Source organism: Clostridium sp. 'deep sea', from assembly GCF_014931565.1.
Classification (GTDB): domain Bacteria; phylum Bacillota; class UBA994; order PWPR01; family PWPR01.
This window is the reverse complement of record NZ_CP063353.1, coordinates 795,493-813,124: the sequence shown is the minus strand read 5'-3', so window position 1 is coordinate 813,124 and position 17,632 is coordinate 795,493. Positions and strand designations below refer to the sequence as shown.

Genomic DNA, 17,632 nt, shown 5'->3' with positions numbered 1-17,632 from the left:
CGTAATATGAAGGCAAATGTAACACTTGATTTAAATGTGTTAGAGAGTATGATTTATTTTTGGGAAGCCAGTAAAGATGGTGAAAAAGTAGGCGAGCAGTATATAATGACCATAGCTGAAGACGCCAACATGAAATCAGTATATACAGAAGATTTTAATGATGAGTCAGTAAGAAGAGCATTAAGCGCTATCTCTAATCGAGAAATCTTTGATGGTTCTAAAATTGAACGTAAGTTTTGGAATAACAATATGTGGATGATGGACGATTTAGATTTTATGCGTGAAATGATAAAACCAGTTAAAACTCTAAATATTTCTAGCTTAATTGAAAATATTGATAGTAATGTTGAAGAGCTAGAAGTAGTTGTATTACCTCTACACACTGAGACTCATTATATTGTGGATAATAAATTAATATTAAACTTCTTTAGCATAAGATTAGATTTTATGGATTACAGTATTGTTACCTTTGATAACATGCCACTAGCAGACTTTATTCAAAAAGCATTACAAGAGGTAGCATCAAAATAAAATTACAGGAAACTTGGCGTGCTTTTTGCACGCCTTTTGATAATATAAACTTAATAGAAAAAATAAAATGAAGCCTAACTAAATATATGGTAATATTTAATTAGATATTTAGATTGACTTCTTTTTGTTACGTAAAACTATAAAATTATTTTCTGCTATAAGGGGGTACTATAATGGACAAATCAATTAATATTACCGAAACTGGGCAACTTGGCTTTGCTGATATTAATATTGTAAGTAAAATAGATTTGCCACCCTATAAATGCCCAAATTACAAACTGTTAAGAACTGAACAGGAAGTAAAACAAGTATTGCCCAGTTTGTTAACAACTAAAGCCATTGGGTTAGATATAGAAACAAGTGGCTTAGACCCCCATAGTGATAGCATTAGACTCATTCAATTGGCTGCTGATAGTATGCCTGTATATATAATAGATGTAGAACATGTACCTAACATAGCAATTTTAACGGAGCTATTTGCTGCCAAAAAACCTGTTAAAATAATTCATAATGCAGTGTTTGAGCTGAAATTTTTAAGTGAAAAATATCATATTCCTTTTGGTACAATCTTTGATACCATGTTGGCCAGTAAACTTGTTTACAATGGTTATGGTTACCGACACAACTTGGCAGCAGTTACTGAAAGAGAGTTAGGCTGTTATTTAAGTAAGACAATGCAAACCAGTAACTGGAGCTCTGATTTATTAAGCTCACTTCAACTAGATTATGCTGCAAAAGATGCTGCAGTTTTATTGGATCTTAGGCAAAAGCTAATAAAAAAAATAGTAGAGCAAAAGCTAGTTTATGTTGCTGATTTAGAGTTTAAATGCACTAAAGCCATGGCATCTATGATGTATAATGGTATAAAAGTTGATAAACTAGCATTAAAGCAAAAATATAGTGATTTGTTAAATGAAAAACAGCAAATTAAGTTACAAATTAAAAATTTTTTTGGAGAAATAAATCTACAGTCACCACAACAAATAGAAAAAGCTCTCTCCAAAAAGGGAATACAAGTTACCAGTACTCGAGAGGCTGCCTTAAAAGAATATGCTTTAAAGTATCCCGAAATTGAACTTTTGCAACGTCATAAAAGCATAGTAAGAATAATTAGTAGTGCGTTAAGGCCTTTACAAGAGCGAACTAATCTTGTAACAGGTAGGGTGCATGCCAACTTTTCTCAAATAGGTGCCTCAAGCGGGCGAATGAGCTGTGGAGGACCTAATGTACAAAACATACCCCGAGGTGACTTTAGAAAAATAATAGTAGCGCCACCCCATAAAAAACTAATTATTGCCGATTACAGCCAAGTAGAGTTGCGGATCATTAGTGAGATAAGTCAAGATCAACAAATGATTAAGGCATTTGTGGAAGGTAAAGATATTCATAGAATTACGGCCTCAATAGTATCTAATAAACAAGAAAAAGATGTCACAAAAATAGATCGCCAAAAGGCAAAAGCTGTAAACTTTGGTTTGGTATTTGGCATGGGTTCACGAGGTTTGGTGAAGTATGCTAAATCAAGTTATGGTGTAGACATGAACCTTGCAGAAGCCGAGTATATAAGGGCATCTTTTTTTAAAACCTATAAAGGTATAGCAAGTTGGCATAAAAAAGTAGCTAATAATGGCGATAATATGCAGTACAACGAAACACTAAGTGGCAGAAAAAGATACTATAAAACAGATCAAAGATTTGTATCTGAGCTATACAATACGCCAGTTCAAGGCACCGGTGCCGATATTTTAAAAATGGCATTAATAAGATTGTTTGATAGGTTAAAAGGTACCTCTGGTAAACTCACTAATTGTGTACACGATGAAATAGTAGTTGAATGCAACGAGAATGATGCGAATATATTAGCAAAGATTGTAAGACAAGAGATGGTGGCTGCTGGTGAGGTGTATATTAAGAGTGTACCGATTGAGGTGGAGGTGTTAGTAGCACAAGACTGGTCCGAAAAATAATTCCACAATTAATCGCTCTCGGCGTTGCCACAAATTTTCGCAAGCAAATGCATACTACTCGTATTACATTCGCCTGCAAAAATTTGGTCGCCTTGACAGCAATCAATTCTGAAATTATTTTAAGCTCGAGTTCCACAATTGGTTGCTCTCGGCGTTGCAGTAAATTTTGTGACCAAACATATACTATTCGTATTATGTTCGTCCACAAAATTTACTGCGCCTTGACAGCGAGCAATTCTGAAACTCTCACAAGTTTAAGGTCAATAAGTTCTCGGTGTTGCCACAAATTTTCGCAAGCAAATGCATACTACTCGTATTACATTCGCCTGCAAAAATTTGGTCGCCTTGACAGCAATCAATTCTGAAATTATTTTAAGCTCGAGTTCCACAATTGGTTGCTCTCGGTGTTACAGTAAATTTTGTGACAGAACATAAACTACTCGTATTATGTTCGTCCACAAAATTTACTGCGCCTTGACAGCGAGCAATTATGAAACTCTCACAAGTTTAAGGTCAATATAGTCTCAGCGTTGCCACAAAATTTCGCAAGTAAACCCTAATGTGGGTAGGGGAAGATTTATTTGGTCAAAATTGTTTGTCAGTAGGGAATCACCTCTGTGTGATTCCGTTGTGGAGATTTAGATAACGTATGTAAATTAATGTTTAACGAAAATGCTCTATATAGCAAAAAAGGACAGCCAGCAAATAAAAAAATTATTCCCAACTATCCCTTTAGTAATTGATTAATGAGGATCAATAACTCCACTCATGCGTATTACTTCAATACCTTTATCTTCTAACACTTTTAAGAAAGCGTTAATTCCAACTGAGTCACTGCTCATGTGGCCAGCAACTAATACGTTGCCAATATTTTGCTCTTTAACAGCTTTAATATCTTCTTCAGGAATATGCATAGCTACTATAGTGCCAACTCCTGCTTCAAAATAAGCCTTTAATACATCTGGACCACCACCAGTACCACCAGCCATTGTAACAAATGGTCTGCCACTGTAGTTTTCTTTACTGCCTACACGTACCACAGGTTTATTTAAATCTCTTTGGTATTCTGGCATTTCATTTAAGGCATGTATTAGGTCAGAGATTTTACAGTTATTATTTTTAGCATAAACTTTGTCCATAACTTCTTGAACAATGTTTTCGGCTAAAATATCTGCGGGTGTGTGAATACTAAGTAAAGGCATACCTAATAATTTAGCTGCAGAATGTACTGTATCATAGTTACGTACATGGGTACCTCTTTCAACTTTTCCTCTTTTTTTGGCTAAAGCCTTTTCAGCTTTATTAATAGGAACACCTGCTTTAACCATACGATCTATTTGAGAGTCCATCACTTCTGTAAAGTTAGCTCGTGCTGTTCCGCCAACAGGGTGATGACCAATAACACAGTCTACCCCTAACTCTTTTGCTAAAAGAAGCTCTGCCGTGCCCATATCTACTCCAACGAGAACCTTTTTAATATTTTCACCAGGTACCAATATAGCTGAATCTGCTGGAATTTCGGTTAAACCTGCAAGTTCTAATGCAATATCCATAATTTCTTTGGTATTCATAGATATCCTCCTTATTCTAAATAGGTTATAATTCAATACATGCTATATTATACCTTTAATAAGCTTAAAATTTAAGCACTAAAAGTAAAATAACATTATGAAAGGAAATGATTATGAGAACATTTATTGCTCTTGATTTATCAAAGGGTGCGAAAAGGGAGATAGAGTTAAATCATCAAGTTATTAAAAATAATTGTAGTCGACATAGAATAACTAATACTGCAAACTTACATATTACCCTTAAGTTTTTGGGTGAAATTAGCAGTGATAAGCTTGTACAAATAAAGAAAATTATGGATAATGTAGGCAGTAGCAATGCAATATTTAACTTATGTCTCTCAACATGGGGTTCTTTTAAATCTACAAAAGGTAATATTATTTGGGTAGGATTAGCAGGTGATTTAGTAAAACTTAATGCTTTAGCAAAACAATGCCATAATAGTTTATCTGAAATAGTTAATGATAAAAAAGACTTTAACTTTAAGCCGCATATCACTTTAGTACGAGACGCCATCATTAATAAAGAGTTAAAAGAATGGCCTAATTTAAATAAAGTACAGTTTACAGTAAAGCATCTTAATCTATATGAATCAGTGTTTAAAAACCGAAAGGTTAGTTATGTAAGTAGATATAAAGTTGATTTAGTTTAAAGTGATTAAATGCTATTACATAAACTAAAAATACTGGTATTAAGGTAAGAATTTATCACTATGTGCTTGGATATACTAATTATAGGTGGTGATAAATTTGATTAATAAAAATAAAGCAATTATAGTTATTTTAGTGTTAGCAGTAGCTTTAGTTGGCTGTAATAACAGTGCTCCAACAGAACCTACGCCAACTGATACAAATACGGTAGAGATTAATTATAAATTTAATGAGAATGATGAAGGCTGGAAGGGCGAGTTTGCTAATGTACCAGTTGTTACAGTTGGTACTGAGTATAACTTAAAATTTGCTCATGAAGATATTCCTGTACCAGGTCAAGAGAGCAAAGGTCTAATGTTACAGGGCAAAAATATAAACAATATGATTTTTTTGTATACCTATGTAAAGTTAAATGATCAGGATAAACTAATAAAAAATACCAATTATAAAGTGGATTTATCACTAGTATTAGCCAGTAATGTACCTAGTAAAAATAGTGAGGCAGTAGATAATGTGTTTGTTAAAGCAGGGGTAGTTATGGATATGCCTAAGTTAAATGCTGAAAATGAGCTTAACAAACTAAATTTAGACATAGGACAAAAAGGAGTAGATAGCAAAGACTTTAAAACACTAGGTAATATAGGTAAATTAAATAGTGATGATGAATCATATCAATATAAAATGTTAGAATCTAGTTTTGATGTAACTACAACAGATAAAACTGATTTATATTTATTAGTGGGTATTGAGATAAACACTAAAATTGAAATAAAGGCCTATATAGATGATGTAAAAATTAAACTAACAAAGAAATAAATTAGCAAAAAAAATAAATAATAATATTAAATACGTTTTAAAATACTTAGTATACTGTTTAACGTTATGTTATTTCAGTAATTGCTTTATTGCTAATGGTTAAGTTTAGCATACTAGTAGGAGTGTATTTTTGTATAATAAAAAAAACTAGCTAGTTCAATAGGTAGTTTTTTTTGATATACATATAAAGTGTTATTGGGCTTTTGAGCTGATAAGCAAATTTATAATATAACTATTGACATAAAGTTTTATAGTGATAAAATTTCAAATGTAGGATAATCATATATTACTATAGGTATTAAAAATATCTATTTTTATAAGAATAAAAAACATAGGATGGTAAAATTTGAAAAAGATAAAAAGAGTATCATTAAGTGAACAGGTTATAGATGAAATTTTAAATCTGTTGAGAAGTGGTGATTATAAAAAGGGTGATAAGTTACCTTCAGAAGCAGAAATATCACGTTTGCTCGGTGTAGGGCGCAATAGTGTTAGGGAAGCTACCAAATCATTAGAGCTTGCAGGCATTATTGAATCAACGGCTGGAAAAGGCACATTTCTTACAGTAAAAGTTGCAGAAGTTATAATGAATAAAAATATTATGCTAGAGGCTATTCAAAGTGTTTCAATTAAAGAGCTCATGGAAGTACGAACTATTTTAGAGGTTGAAATAGCAGGGTTTGCAGCAGCAAGGGCTTCTGATGAAGCCTTAAATAGTTTTAAAGAAAAATGGATAAAGTTAGAAAGTGCTTTAGTGAATAAAAAAGATACGGTTAACCCAGGTATAAATTTTCATCACGAGATTTTAAAACTAAGTGGTAATGTTTTATTAGAAAATATGATGAAGTCTATATTTAAAGAATTAAAAGCTGTGAGAACGTTTTTACTTAATAATCAAGAATTCTATTGGAAAGATTACTGGCAACAAGAGCAAAAAGAACATAAACAAATATATGAGGCTATTATTAATCATGATGTTGAGTCAGCAAAACAAAGCATGCGAGATCATTTGCAAGAAGTTCAAAGGCAATTAAAAAAACAATTAAACTATTGAGCTAGAGATTTAAGGCAATGTATATAGCCAAGAGGTTAATTTAAAGAACTTAAACCAGAGCAATCAGTATCAAATGTTAGATGTTAATAAAATATTATAGGATTGGAGATTTTGAAAATGGAGATATTAGATATATTAAAAAAGGAAGTAAAACCTGCCTTAGGATGTACGGGTCCAATATCTGTTGCTTTTGCCACAAGCGCAGCTAAAGATATTGTGGGTGGAACACCTAAAAAAATAAGAGTCATTATGGATAAAGATACCTATAAAAACTCAATTGCGGTTGTTACTCCAGGTACGGTTTTTAGAGGCGTTTTAGAGCCAGCAGTTTTAGGTGCTTTTTATGGACAATCCAAATTAGGTTTAGAAGTCTTGAAGAATATGAAAAACCCAGACGAAGACTTTGTAAGAGCATTTGCGCAGGAGCATGCCAACATCGAAATAAAGTGGGACTATAAAGGTATGGGGGTGTATATTGAAGTTTATATAGAAACTGAAAATGGCAAAGGCCATGTTATTGTTGCAAAGGCGCATGATTATGTGGTGTTAGCAGAAAAAAATGGTAAAGTTGTACATAAAGAAGAGGGTTATGATATTAATGATTTAAGTTTTGAGAGCCAAGAACCTATAAGGCAGTTTGGTATTAAAGACTTTTATGAGTTTTCTAAAAATGTTGACATAGAAAAGATATTCTTTTTAAGAGAGGCATTAGAGTTAAATCAAAAGTTATCTGATGCAGGTTTGAAAGAAAAGATGGGTGCTAGGTTTGGATTGGCTTTTGATAAGCTTAATGGAAATGGTACATATTTAAAAGCAAAAATGCTAGCAGCAGCAGCCTCAGATGCTCGAATGTCAGGAAAAAATCTATCTGCTATGAGTTGTGCTAAAAGTGGCAATGTGGGAATTACTGCATCGCTTCCTTTAAGAGTGGTAGCAGAAGATTATCACAAGAGTGAGCAAGAACTATTACGAGCTGTTAGTTTAAGTTATCTTTTAACTATCTATATTAAAAGCCATATCGGTAGATTATCAGCAATGTGTGCCTGTGCCATGGCAGCTGGTGTAGGTGTAGCTGCTGGCACCTCTTTCTTAATTGATAATGACTATAACAAGATTGAAATGTCCATTAATAATGTGTTAGGAAGTATTGGTGGGGTGTTATGCGATGGTGCTAAATTTGGCTGTGCGTTAAAATTGTCATCAGCTGTAGGTATTGCGCTTGAATCTGCTTGGTTAGCAAGTATGAAAACAAGTATACCTAAAGGAGATGGTATTGTTTGTGATAGTGCAGATGAAACAATTGCTATGCTTGGTAGAATTGCAAGTAAAGGAATGCTGGAAACAGATGTTACAATGTGCAGAGAGATTATTACTAGAGAGAACAACCGTTAATAACCTTTAGTTTATATAAAAGATAAATTGCATAAGAGAGGTATTTAAAATGGAGAAAGTTTATCAATATATCGAAGAACATCAACAAGAGTATCTTCAATTACTTATAGATTTTTGTAATCAACCCAGTGTATCCACTAAGAACATTGGTATGAAGGACATGGCAGAATTAGTTAAGAAGACATTAAGCTCATTAGGAACAGAAATTGAGCACCTCGAAACCTCTGGCTATCCGATTATTTATGGTGAAATCAAGCAAGGCAAAGAAAGAACATTAACATTTTATAATCACTACGATGTTCAACCAGTAGATCCATTAGATGAATGGGAAACCGATCCATTTGAATCAACCATTAAAGATGGAAAGTTTTTTGCTAGAGGTAGTGCAGACAACAAGGGGAGCATGCTGTCAAGAATTTGTGCTGTACATGCTTATCAACAGATTTATGGAGAATTGCCTTTAAATATTAAATTTATTATTGAGGGTGAAGAAGAAGTTGGTAGCCCTCACCTAAAAGAATTTCATGATAAATACCCCGATAAACTTAAGACCGATGGCTTAATTTGGGAGGGTGGCAGTAAAAATATTGATGGACCTTTACAGGTAGGGTTAGGTGTGAAAGGCATGTGTTATGTTGAGCTGCGTGCCAAAGTAGCCAAACATGATTTACATTCTTTAAATGCAGCTATAGTAGAAAATCCTGCCTGGAGACTAGTGCAAGCTTTAAGCACCCTTAAAAATAATCATGATGAAATATTAATTGATGGATTTTACGATTCTATTAGAAAACCAACCGCTGAAGATATGGATTTCTTAAAGAATATGATATATGAAGAAGATGTTATGAAAGAAAGCATGGGTATTAAGCATTTTATTAATAACTTAACTGGTATTGAGTTAAAGAAAAAGTTGTTATATGAGCCAACCTGTAATATTTGTGGCATAGAATCTGGATACATAGAGGAGGGCTCAAAAACTGTATTACCTTCATCAGCAAAAGTGAAAATGGACTTGCGTTTAGTTTATAATCAAAAGCCAGATGAAATTGTAGCGCTTCTTCGCAAACATTTAGATAAACGTGGATTTAATGATATTGAAGTTGTTTATATGTCGGGTAAAGAGCCATATTGGACCGATGCAAATAGTTTACTAGCTAAAACAGTTATTGAGAATGTAGAACGGGTTTACAATATGCCTCCTGTAATTTATCGCAATATTGCTGGCACTACATCTATCAGTGATTTATGTCAAAGTACCAATATTCCAGCCGTTTTATATGGCGTTTATCACGATGAATCTCAAATACATGCACCTAATGAGAATATATTTATAAAAGACTTTATTGATGGCATTAAGTTAACTGCCACCGTAATTCACGAGTTTGCAAAAGCCAAATAACAACACAATTAATACAAAATGGTGTTTAATGAGGTAAGCTGCTTTAGATGGATTATATGTAAAAATAAAGTAAGCAAAAAGGGTAGAGTATAAACTCTACCCTTTTATAATTTAAAAATATATATTTAAACTCCTGTAAAACGCTTTACAAACTCTATAAAATATTCATCAAAATTTATATTATTACTTTTAGGGTTATTTAACAAGTAGTTAAAAAAGTGAGGAGATAACACATGGGAGCCTTCATCATGTTTTTCAAAATATTCATATGGTTCTTTTTCAATATTTAACATATAACAAACATAAACACCTAATGCTTCAACAATATTTTCTTCAATAAAGTCATCAAGGGTGTAGTATCCTGAGTTTGGGTTTTGGTTTTTAAATGCCTCAACTATTAAATCGTTTTTAGCTAATATATCTACATAATCCTTTACATGTTCATAGTTATAGGGTGGGTGGAACATTTCATGGGCTGCAATGCTTATAGTTGATTCTTTTTTATAAGAATAATCTGATATAAAACTAGGTCCACAGAGTTTAATTCCATGTGGTCTAGCAAAACTACACAAATATACTGTGCAAATATCTTCTTTAAACTCAACAAAGCTAGATATTAATTCTCCTAAATCAAAGTTAAGTAAATAACTATTTAGTTCTGTTTTTTTGGCTTTAATTAAAGGTAATCTATTTGTGAGCCAATATTCTTTAAAATTTACTCGCTCTAGATCTTTTATAATTGGTAAAGTGGCTTTTATAAATGTGTAGTTATCTTGCCATTCATTAGCGTCATAGTAGATATGTTTTCTAAAACTGCTTTTCATCTCCTGCTCATTGTTGATAAGCTCTTCTAAGTCTCTCTTATTAAAATCTTTCATTGAAGATATATAAAGAGTGACAAGAGGAGAAATCGTAGTTTTTCCACACATTTCCATACCTTTTGTAAACAGGGTTTTGCTTTTTTTGTCTAGTAGTGGATAAAAAATATCATACTCTTTTTTATAGTATTTTAAATAATATTCGTTGCCAGTTAAGCAATTTAAAAAGCAAATTTTATCAAAATTATAACTTGTTTTAATTTCAAATTTCATTTATGTTCTCCCATATTATCTATTTTATAACAAAATAATTATAGATAATATAAAATATAAAGTCAAATAAGGAGAATATATGAAAAATTATTAATATATAAAGTTAATTATAATAAATATAAAATAGGAAAATAATAGCAACACAAGATGATACCTATATACCAAAAAAGGATAATCAGCAAAATTAAAATATCTTCTACAGACTATCCCTTTTAGTTATGTTTACTTAGCAAATATGTATTTAAAACTCTAACTTAGTTTTTGTTTATACTCTTTTACAAATTCAGAGAAGTAGACTTCAAAATCCTGTTCTTTAGTTTTAGGGTTATCTAATAAATATTGAAAAAAATCAGGTGAAATAACATGTGAACCTTCATCATGCTCTTTAAAATATGTAAATGGCTCAGTCTCAACGCCTAGTTTATAACAAACAAAAATACCTAAAGCTTCTACAATATTTTCTTCAATAAAATCCTCAATTGGGCTATATCTTGAATTGGGATTTTGGTTGTTATAAGCTTTTTTTACATTTTCTAAATTTGACAATATTTTAACCTCTTTTGATACATTATTTATATTGTATGGGGGATGAAACATTTCATGTACAGAAATCGATAAAGTTGTTTTATTTGTATATGAATAATCAGAGATAAAGGATGGACCACATAGTTTAATTCCGTGTGGTCGGGTGTAACTACAGAGATATAAACTACAATCTTCATCCTTAATGTTTGTTAAATCACCTAGCATATCACCAATATTATATTCACTTAGGTATAAGTTTAGTTCGTTTATTTTATTCATTATTAATGGTAGTCTGTTGTTTTTCCAATGATTTTTAAAGCCTAAGCTTTCTAGCTCACTAATAATAGGAATAACTTGTTTAAATATAGGGTATTCTAGGTTCCATTTCTCCTCGTTATAGTAAACGTACTTACTATAACTATTTTTCATTTCTTCTTCGTTGCTAAGTAGTTCAACAACATTTCGGTCATTAAAATCTAACATGGCTGAAATGGCAGAAGTCAAACTAGTAGAAAGTAATGTGTTGCCATGTTGCTTTACAACTTGCTTTATTGCATTTTTAGCTTTAGTACTTAGTTTAGGATAGAATTTGTTATAGTCTTCACTATGGTGTTTTAAATAAAATGGGTCCGAAGTTAGGGAATTGAAAAAACATAATACATCTAAATTATAACTGGGTAATACCTTAAATTTCATTATTTATTCTCCTCAATAGATATTTTAATATTATCAAAGTATTAGTTTGATAATGTTATTATATATTATAATATATACAAAGTAAACAATTAATTAAATTAATATTATCAATAATTATTGTAATGAATAGTAATAAAAGAATAAAACATTAATAAATGCTGTTAACATAGTTAAAGATAAACTGACTAATTAAGTGGTGGATGGTTTATGGCTGAAGTTAGGTCAAATGTTTGTTTTGGCAGTGCAAAGCTTAATTACCTAAATGTTAGTAGCAAATAAAATCTATGGTAATGAGACTCGGAGAATTATTTAGTTTATCGTAATTTATTTTAAAAAAGAGAAGGAGTTTATTACTATAACGAGAAGTAAATGAAACGTACTAAAAGGAGTTGATAATGTGATTAGAGGTATATATGCACCTATTCCAACACCATTTAAAAATGATTTAATTGATTATGAATCATTAAAGAGTAACTTAGCTTTATGGGCTAAAACACCTCTTACAGGTTTAGTTGTGTTAGGATCTAATGGTGAATTTGCATATCTTTCATACGAGGAAAAAGTTGAGTTAATAAGATTTGTTCGTAATAATCTGCCAGCTGAAAAACACGTTATTGCAGGTACAGGCTGTGAATCAACAATAGAAACCATAAAACTTACAAATAAAGCAGCTGAACTAGGATGTTTGGCAGGTTTAATACTTACACCTCATTACTATAAAGCTGCCATGAGTAATAAAGCTCTCTATAATTATTATAAAGAGGTAGCAGATGCAAGTAATATGCCTATAATGTTATATAATATGCCCCGTAATGCAGGTATTAATATGAGTAGTGACTTAGTTTTATCTTTGGCTAATCATGCAAACATTGTTGGTATAAAAGATAGTTCAGGAAATATTGTGCAAATAGCTGAGGTTTGTGCAAAAGCACCAGGAGATTTTGCTGTATTTGCAGGATCGGGTAGCTTTTTATTGCCAGCTTTAGCTGTAGGTGCAGTTGGTGGTACATTAGCTGTTGCTAATATAATGCCAAGTGAATGTGTAGAATTACTAAATAAATTAAAAAGTGGAGATTTAAAGGGTGCTAAGGAACTTCAATATTTATTGTTAGCACCAAATAAAGCTGTAACAGCTAAATATGGAATAGCAGGCTTAAAAACTGCCCTAGATTTAATTGGTTACAAAGGTGGAGAAGTTCGCAAGCCCATGTTGTCAGTTAGCAATGAAGTAATAAAAGATATAAGAAATATATTGATCGAAGCAAAAGCATTATAAAGGAGAAAAAAAATGAATAATGAGCTATTATTAATACCAGGTCCAACACCAGTGCTGCCAGAAATATTAGAGATTATGTCCAAAACTACCGTAAGTCACGTAGATCCTAGAATGGTACAGTCGTATAAAAATTCTTTAAAATTCACTAGGGATTTATTCTCATGTGATGGTGAGGTTTTTGTCATTGCTGGTTCTGGAACACTTATGATGGAAATGGCTTTGGTCAATACTGTGGCTGCTAACGAAAATATCTTAGTGTTAAGTCAGGGTTATTTTGGAGATCGCTTTTTACAATTAGCAGCTAGTTTTAATATTAATGCCGACGTTATAGCTGCTAATTGGGGAGAAAGAGTCAGTGTAGAGCTAGTTAAAGAGCAGTTAAAAGCAAAAAAATATAAAGCAGTTACAATTACTCATGTAGATACTTCAACTGGAGTTGAGGCAGATTTAGAGACTTTAGTTCCAATTATAAAAGAGAGTGGTGCGTTAGCAATACTAGATGGAGTTTGTGCTACGGCTGGTATAGAAGAAAACATGAGTAAAGATTACGGTAATGGAGCTAAAATTGATGTAGTTTTAACAGGTAGTCAAAAAGCTATAGGTGTACCGCCAGGGCTTGGAATTATTGCATTTTCGAGTGAGGCCTTAAAAGTAAGAGAAAAATTAGGAAATATCAATGCTTACTATGCCGATATTAAACGCTGGATACCTATTATGCATGACCCAACTAAATACTATGCTACCCCGTCAGTAAATATGGTATGGGCATATGAAAAAGCAATGGAAATAATATTTAACGAGGGCTTACAGGCACGTTATGAACGTCATCGTAAATTTGGTAGGGCTGTTAGGGCTGCCTTAAAAACCTTTGATATGCATGCTGTAGCTTGTGAAGAGTGTGCGGCTGCTACAATGTCTTGTATTAAATATCCCCAAGGAATAGTAGATGCAGATTTTAGAAAAGCTTGTTATGCAAACGGCTTGGTTTTAGCAGGTGGTTTAGGTGAGTTTAAAGGTAAGGCATTTAGAATAGGCCACATGGGCAACACTACTACAGATCAATTAATTAGGGCATTTGAGATAATTGCTAATAATTTAACTAAATTAGGTCATGAAGTAGATGCCACAATAGCCATACAAAAATTTAAAGATGTATTAAATTAATTACTAAAAAAATTGTACAACAACTATCAATATATTTTTACCTTTTAACATAACAAGCCTAATTTTGTATTAAACAAAATTAGGCTTGTATAATAATAGATTAAGTTAAAGGTAAACCTAAATTATATTATATGAAAAAACTAAGCATTATGAAAACTAAAGTTAAGAACCCTAAGTATTTCACAGATAATATACACAGTGAGCATTACACGACTGTATCAGCTACCTTATTGTTTAGTTATAGGGTGTGTAAAAATTTTGAGTATAGTAGGCTTGATTTCTACTAGTATTAAAATGTACTCCTGTGCCTAGTCTGGAATAGTTACCTAATAAGTTTTTTCGATGTCCCTCAGAATTCATTAACCCATGGTTGGCAAAAATTGCATTTCGTTGACCATAAGCAATGTTTTCAGCGGCTCTTGAGTATTTAATGCCTTGATCCTTCATTCTATCAAAGGGGCTTTGTCCATTTAAATTAGTATGACTAAAGTAATTGTTTGTAGACATGTCATAACTGTGAAGGTATGCTGATTTATTAACTTTGTCATCTGTAGTAAAGGCCTTTAATCCCATACGTATTCTAAAGGTATTTGAGGTATCAAAGAGCTGTTTCTCCATAGCATCGGCCCAAGCTTTAGTATCAATGTTATTATAATTACCATAAAACATATCTCTAAATGGAATAGATTTACTCCAAATCATAACACCAGTTACAGTGTAACTATTATGTTTATCATAAAAAACATAAATATATTTATTGTTGTCAAAGCTATAAACTACGTTTTCACTGTTGCTAGATAAATTATAACGGTAGTTTCCCTCTGTAATGGAGTTTAGGCTATTGCCAAATGTTTTTTCCACTGTTGACTTTGGGGTTCCAATTTTAACTTTGTTATTTAGTTGCCAACTGCCGATATTACTGTAAACAGCAACTACTTTATTGTCTTTAACACCAACTTGTACATATTTATTATAATCTTTATTGTATATATACCATGTAAAACCATAAGCAGAAGGATCTTTTCTATTGGGTGATCCTAAAGAACTTACTAGCTCTTGAGCTGTCATACCAATTTCAGCACCATTTATAGCTGAACTGCTAACAACTGGCTCAGTAGGTTTTGTTGGCTCAGGGTCATTAGGTTCTGGCTCTGGAGGTTCTGTAGGTGTTATATTTTTATCTGTAATATATACTGTTTTAGTATTATTATCATAGTCTACTTGTTTACCTAAAATTTCAGAAACTTCTCGTAAAGGTATATAGGTTGTTCCGTTGTATATAAAGTTATCCGATTGAGTTTTTTCACCGTTAACTTGAATACTTACATTATTAAAGTATACTGAAATGGATTTAGATACACTATCAGCTGCACCTGGTATTGCTAATAACATCATACCAATGATTATACCAATACCTACCGCTCTAAAAAATTTTCGCATTTATTACACTCCCAATTCTTGATGTTTTTAATCCAGCAAGTATTCATTTTATTTAAAAATGATACTGCTAGTATGTATATATTAAAATATTGTTTTAAATATTTCTATAAAAACGTTATAACTTAATAGAATTGTAAAGTTGTGGTATTTTACTTATAGTAGTAAACCCTAATTAGGTTTATGCTAATGAAAGGGCTATTGTCGAACTATGACGCAAATGCTATAATTATATTAATAGTAAAATCGTGGAATTATTGTCTACGATTATTTTATTTAACGTACAGCAAGATATGGAGTTGAGTACTAGTGCAATTAATAGCTAAAAAAGATTATAATAAGGTTAAGCCGCTATTTAAAAATATTAAACATAGTATACCTATTGTGTTTTCTTTATTAGAAGGTAACTCAAAGGGTGTGATTTATGTAGACAATATTAATAAACCCCAAACTGCCTTTATATATTTAACAGACTGTTTTTGTTATATAGTTGGAAATCACCTTAACACAAAGTTTAACGAACAGTTGAAAGACTTTATACATAATACTTATTTACCACATCTTAATAACAATGAGTTAATTATATTTACTTTTAATAAAGCATGGGATTTACAACTTAGTTGTGTTTTAAGTGATTTAAAATCTATTAAAATTAAGAGAGTAGTTTATGATTTTGATGTTTCGTTATTTAGTAAGTCAACAATAGATTGTCAGCTACCAAGTGATTTTTGCGTTAAAAAATATAATGGTGATAATATAAAAAATCTAAAGCTTCCAGTGTTAAGTTCATGGCTATCAACGGAGAAGTTTTTACAAAATGGTCTTGCAGTATTTATATCTTATAAAACCGAAATTATAGCATATTGTTATTCAGTTTATGCAGGCAATAATAATGTTGAAATAGATATTTTTACAAAGGAGCAACATAGGGGAAAAGGTTACGCTACCTATTTAGCTAAATACTTTATTAATGAATGTTTGAAAAAAGGATTAAGACCAAACTGGTCATGTTGGCCTGAAAAAAAATCGTCTATGAAAATTGCAGTAAAACTTGGTTTTACTAATAAACAAGAGCTACCTGTACACTTATGGGCTAGTGATTTGTAGTTTTTAGTTTTTATAAAGATTAAAGGGTAGGTGAGAATTGAATGCATTATAGAATCTGTAATAAGTATACCGTAACTGAGGCTGACCCCCAAGAATTTGCAACGTACTATGTTATTTATGGACATGGCAATAAAAATATTTGGTTTCCTACTAAAGTAGAAAATGCAATTGAGGTATTTTCTAAAATTAAAAAACACTACTTTATTAGTTATGATGGTACTCGAGTGGGTGGCTTTATAAAGAAAAAAAATTGGTTTGGTTTTGTGTTTTTAATTCCACCTTTCAATAAAGAAATAAGTGTTGTTAAAGGAATAGTTGAGCTTATTAAAGAAACAGCAAAAAGCAGTACAATTACTGTCTCTGGTATTTATCCAGCCAGTTATCACAATTATCAACGACTCGGTTTTCAAAGAACCGAAACAGAGCGAATTATGATTAAACCAACATCTCAATACTATATTAAATGGTCTAATGATTTAATAATTGAAGCACCTAACGAAAGTAATAGGGATCAATTAACTAAGCTATATTATGAGGTTTATAAAAACAGTCCAGTTAAGTGTATAGCAGACCAGCAATTAAATTTTTACGATGATTTACTTAAAGAACATGTGAAAATTGTAGAACCTAAGTATTCTACAGTATTACGAGATAAAAACACAAATGATATTATAGCATGTTGTCTAGTATTTATTTGGCAGAATCTACCTTATATCGCTGATTTAGTTGTTAAAGAAGATTACCAGCAAAAAGGGCTTGGTAGCATGATGATTAAAAAAGCCTTAAACAATGCCTATGGCAAATATTTAGCAATTAGACTAGCTGTAAAAGCAGGAAATAGAGCTGAAGGACTTTATTATAAGTTAGGGTTCACTAGTGGTATTGAAAGCAGTGAGTTTGTTTTAAACATATAGTACGCAGTTTACCAAGAGTTGAATAAAATATTTATATAATATAT

15 protein-coding genes are annotated in these 17,632 nt (G+C 31.7%); 11 read left to right on the top strand and 4 right to left on the bottom strand.

The genetic code is table 11. The annotated features are described in order from the left end of the window. Positions 1 to 6 precede the first annotated feature (6 nt). Positions 7 to 531: a hypothetical protein gene (locus tag IMX26_RS03840; protein WP_195160376.1), complete on the top strand. Its 525-nt coding sequence runs from the start codon at positions 7 to 9 to the stop codon at positions 529 to 531. Between the two features lie 173 nt (positions 532 to 704). Next, positions 705 to 2,498 carry a DNA polymerase gene (locus tag IMX26_RS03835; RefSeq protein ID WP_195160375.1) on the top strand — a complete coding sequence of 598 codons (1,794 nt, stop codon included), beginning with the start codon at positions 705 to 707 and terminating at the stop codon, positions 2,496 to 2,498. A 743-nt stretch (positions 2,499 to 3,241) separates the two neighbouring features. Here IMX26_RS03835 and IMX26_RS03830 read toward each other — a convergent pair. After that, positions 3,242 to 4,069: a hypothetical protein gene (locus IMX26_RS03830; protein WP_195160374.1), complete on the bottom strand. Its 828-nt coding sequence runs from the start codon at positions 4,067 to 4,069 to the stop codon at positions 3,242 to 3,244. A gap of 113 nt (positions 4,070 to 4,182) precedes the next feature. Between IMX26_RS03830 and thpR the strand changes: the two genes are divergently transcribed. The 5 genes from thpR (at position 4,183) to IMX26_RS03805 (ending at position 9,378) form a co-directional block, all read left to right on the top strand. Continuing rightward, positions 4,183 to 4,719, top strand: coding sequence for an RNA 2',3'-cyclic phosphodiesterase (gene thpR / locus IMX26_RS03825; protein ID WP_195160373.1), 537 nt, complete (start codon positions 4,183 to 4,185; stop codon positions 4,717 to 4,719). A 97-nt stretch (positions 4,720 to 4,816) separates the two neighbouring features. After that, entirely contained in the window at positions 4,817 to 5,533 is a 717-nt protein-coding gene (locus tag IMX26_RS03820) for a hypothetical protein (protein ID WP_195160372.1), read from the top strand. Between the two features lie 346 nt (positions 5,534 to 5,879). After that, a complete protein-coding gene (locus tag IMX26_RS03815; RefSeq protein WP_195160371.1) occupies positions 5,880 to 6,587 on the top strand; it encodes a FadR/GntR family transcriptional regulator in 708 nt (235 codons plus the stop codon). Between the two features lie 117 nt (positions 6,588 to 6,704). Beyond that, complete coding sequence (locus IMX26_RS03810; RefSeq protein ID WP_195160370.1) at positions 6,705 to 7,979, top strand: L-serine ammonia-lyase, iron-sulfur-dependent, subunit alpha; 1,275 nt, start codon at positions 6,705 to 6,707, stop codon at positions 7,977 to 7,979. Positions 7,980 to 8,028: 49 nt separating this feature from the next. Next, the gene (locus tag IMX26_RS03805; RefSeq protein ID WP_195160369.1) at positions 8,029 to 9,378 is read left to right on the top strand and encodes a M20/M25/M40 family metallo-hydrolase; all 1,350 of its coding nucleotides are present in this window, start codon (positions 8,029 to 8,031) and stop codon (positions 9,376 to 9,378) included. A gap of 125 nt (positions 9,379 to 9,503) precedes the next feature. Here IMX26_RS03805 and IMX26_RS03800 read toward each other — a convergent pair whose 3' ends face one another. Continuing rightward, positions 9,504 to 10,469 (bottom strand): hypothetical protein, encoded by a 966-nt coding sequence (locus IMX26_RS03800; protein WP_195160368.1) that lies wholly within the window; start codon positions 10,467 to 10,469, stop codon positions 9,504 to 9,506. A 249-nt stretch (positions 10,470 to 10,718) separates the two neighbouring features. Further along, positions 10,719 to 11,690 (bottom strand): hypothetical protein, encoded by a 972-nt coding sequence (locus tag IMX26_RS03795; protein ID WP_195160367.1) that lies wholly within the window; start codon positions 11,688 to 11,690, stop codon positions 10,719 to 10,721. A 397-nt stretch (positions 11,691 to 12,087) separates the two neighbouring features. Here IMX26_RS03795 and IMX26_RS03790 point away from each other — a divergent pair, with 397 nt between their 5' ends. Beyond that, a complete protein-coding gene (locus IMX26_RS03790; RefSeq protein WP_195160366.1) occupies positions 12,088 to 12,966 on the top strand; it encodes a dihydrodipicolinate synthase family protein in 879 nt (292 codons plus the stop codon). Positions 12,967 to 12,978: 12 nt separating this feature from the next. Then, on the top strand, positions 12,979 to 14,130 hold the full coding sequence (locus IMX26_RS03785; protein WP_195160365.1) for an alanine--glyoxylate aminotransferase family protein: 1,152 nt from the start codon (positions 12,979 to 12,981) through the stop codon (positions 14,128 to 14,130). A 234-nt stretch (positions 14,131 to 14,364) separates the two neighbouring features. On the opposite strand, the gene IMX26_RS03780 is transcribed toward IMX26_RS03785, so the two are convergent. Beyond that, positions 14,365 to 15,570: a CAP-associated domain-containing protein gene (locus IMX26_RS03780; protein ID WP_195160364.1), complete on the bottom strand. Its 1,206-nt coding sequence runs from the start codon at positions 15,568 to 15,570 to the stop codon at positions 14,365 to 14,367. A gap of 306 nt (positions 15,571 to 15,876) precedes the next feature. On the opposite strand from IMX26_RS03780, the gene IMX26_RS03775 reads away from it, so the two are divergent. Together IMX26_RS03775 and IMX26_RS03770 are read left to right on the top strand one after the other, a co-directional pair. Then, complete coding sequence (locus tag IMX26_RS03775) at positions 15,877 to 16,674, top strand: GNAT family N-acetyltransferase (protein WP_195160363.1); 798 nt, start codon at positions 15,877 to 15,879, stop codon at positions 16,672 to 16,674. Positions 16,675 to 16,715: 41 nt separating this feature from the next. Beyond that, positions 16,716 to 17,588 (top strand): GNAT family N-acetyltransferase, encoded by an 873-nt coding sequence (locus tag IMX26_RS03770; protein ID WP_195160362.1) that lies wholly within the window; start codon positions 16,716 to 16,718, stop codon positions 17,586 to 17,588. Positions 17,589 to 17,632: the final 44 nt, after the last annotated feature.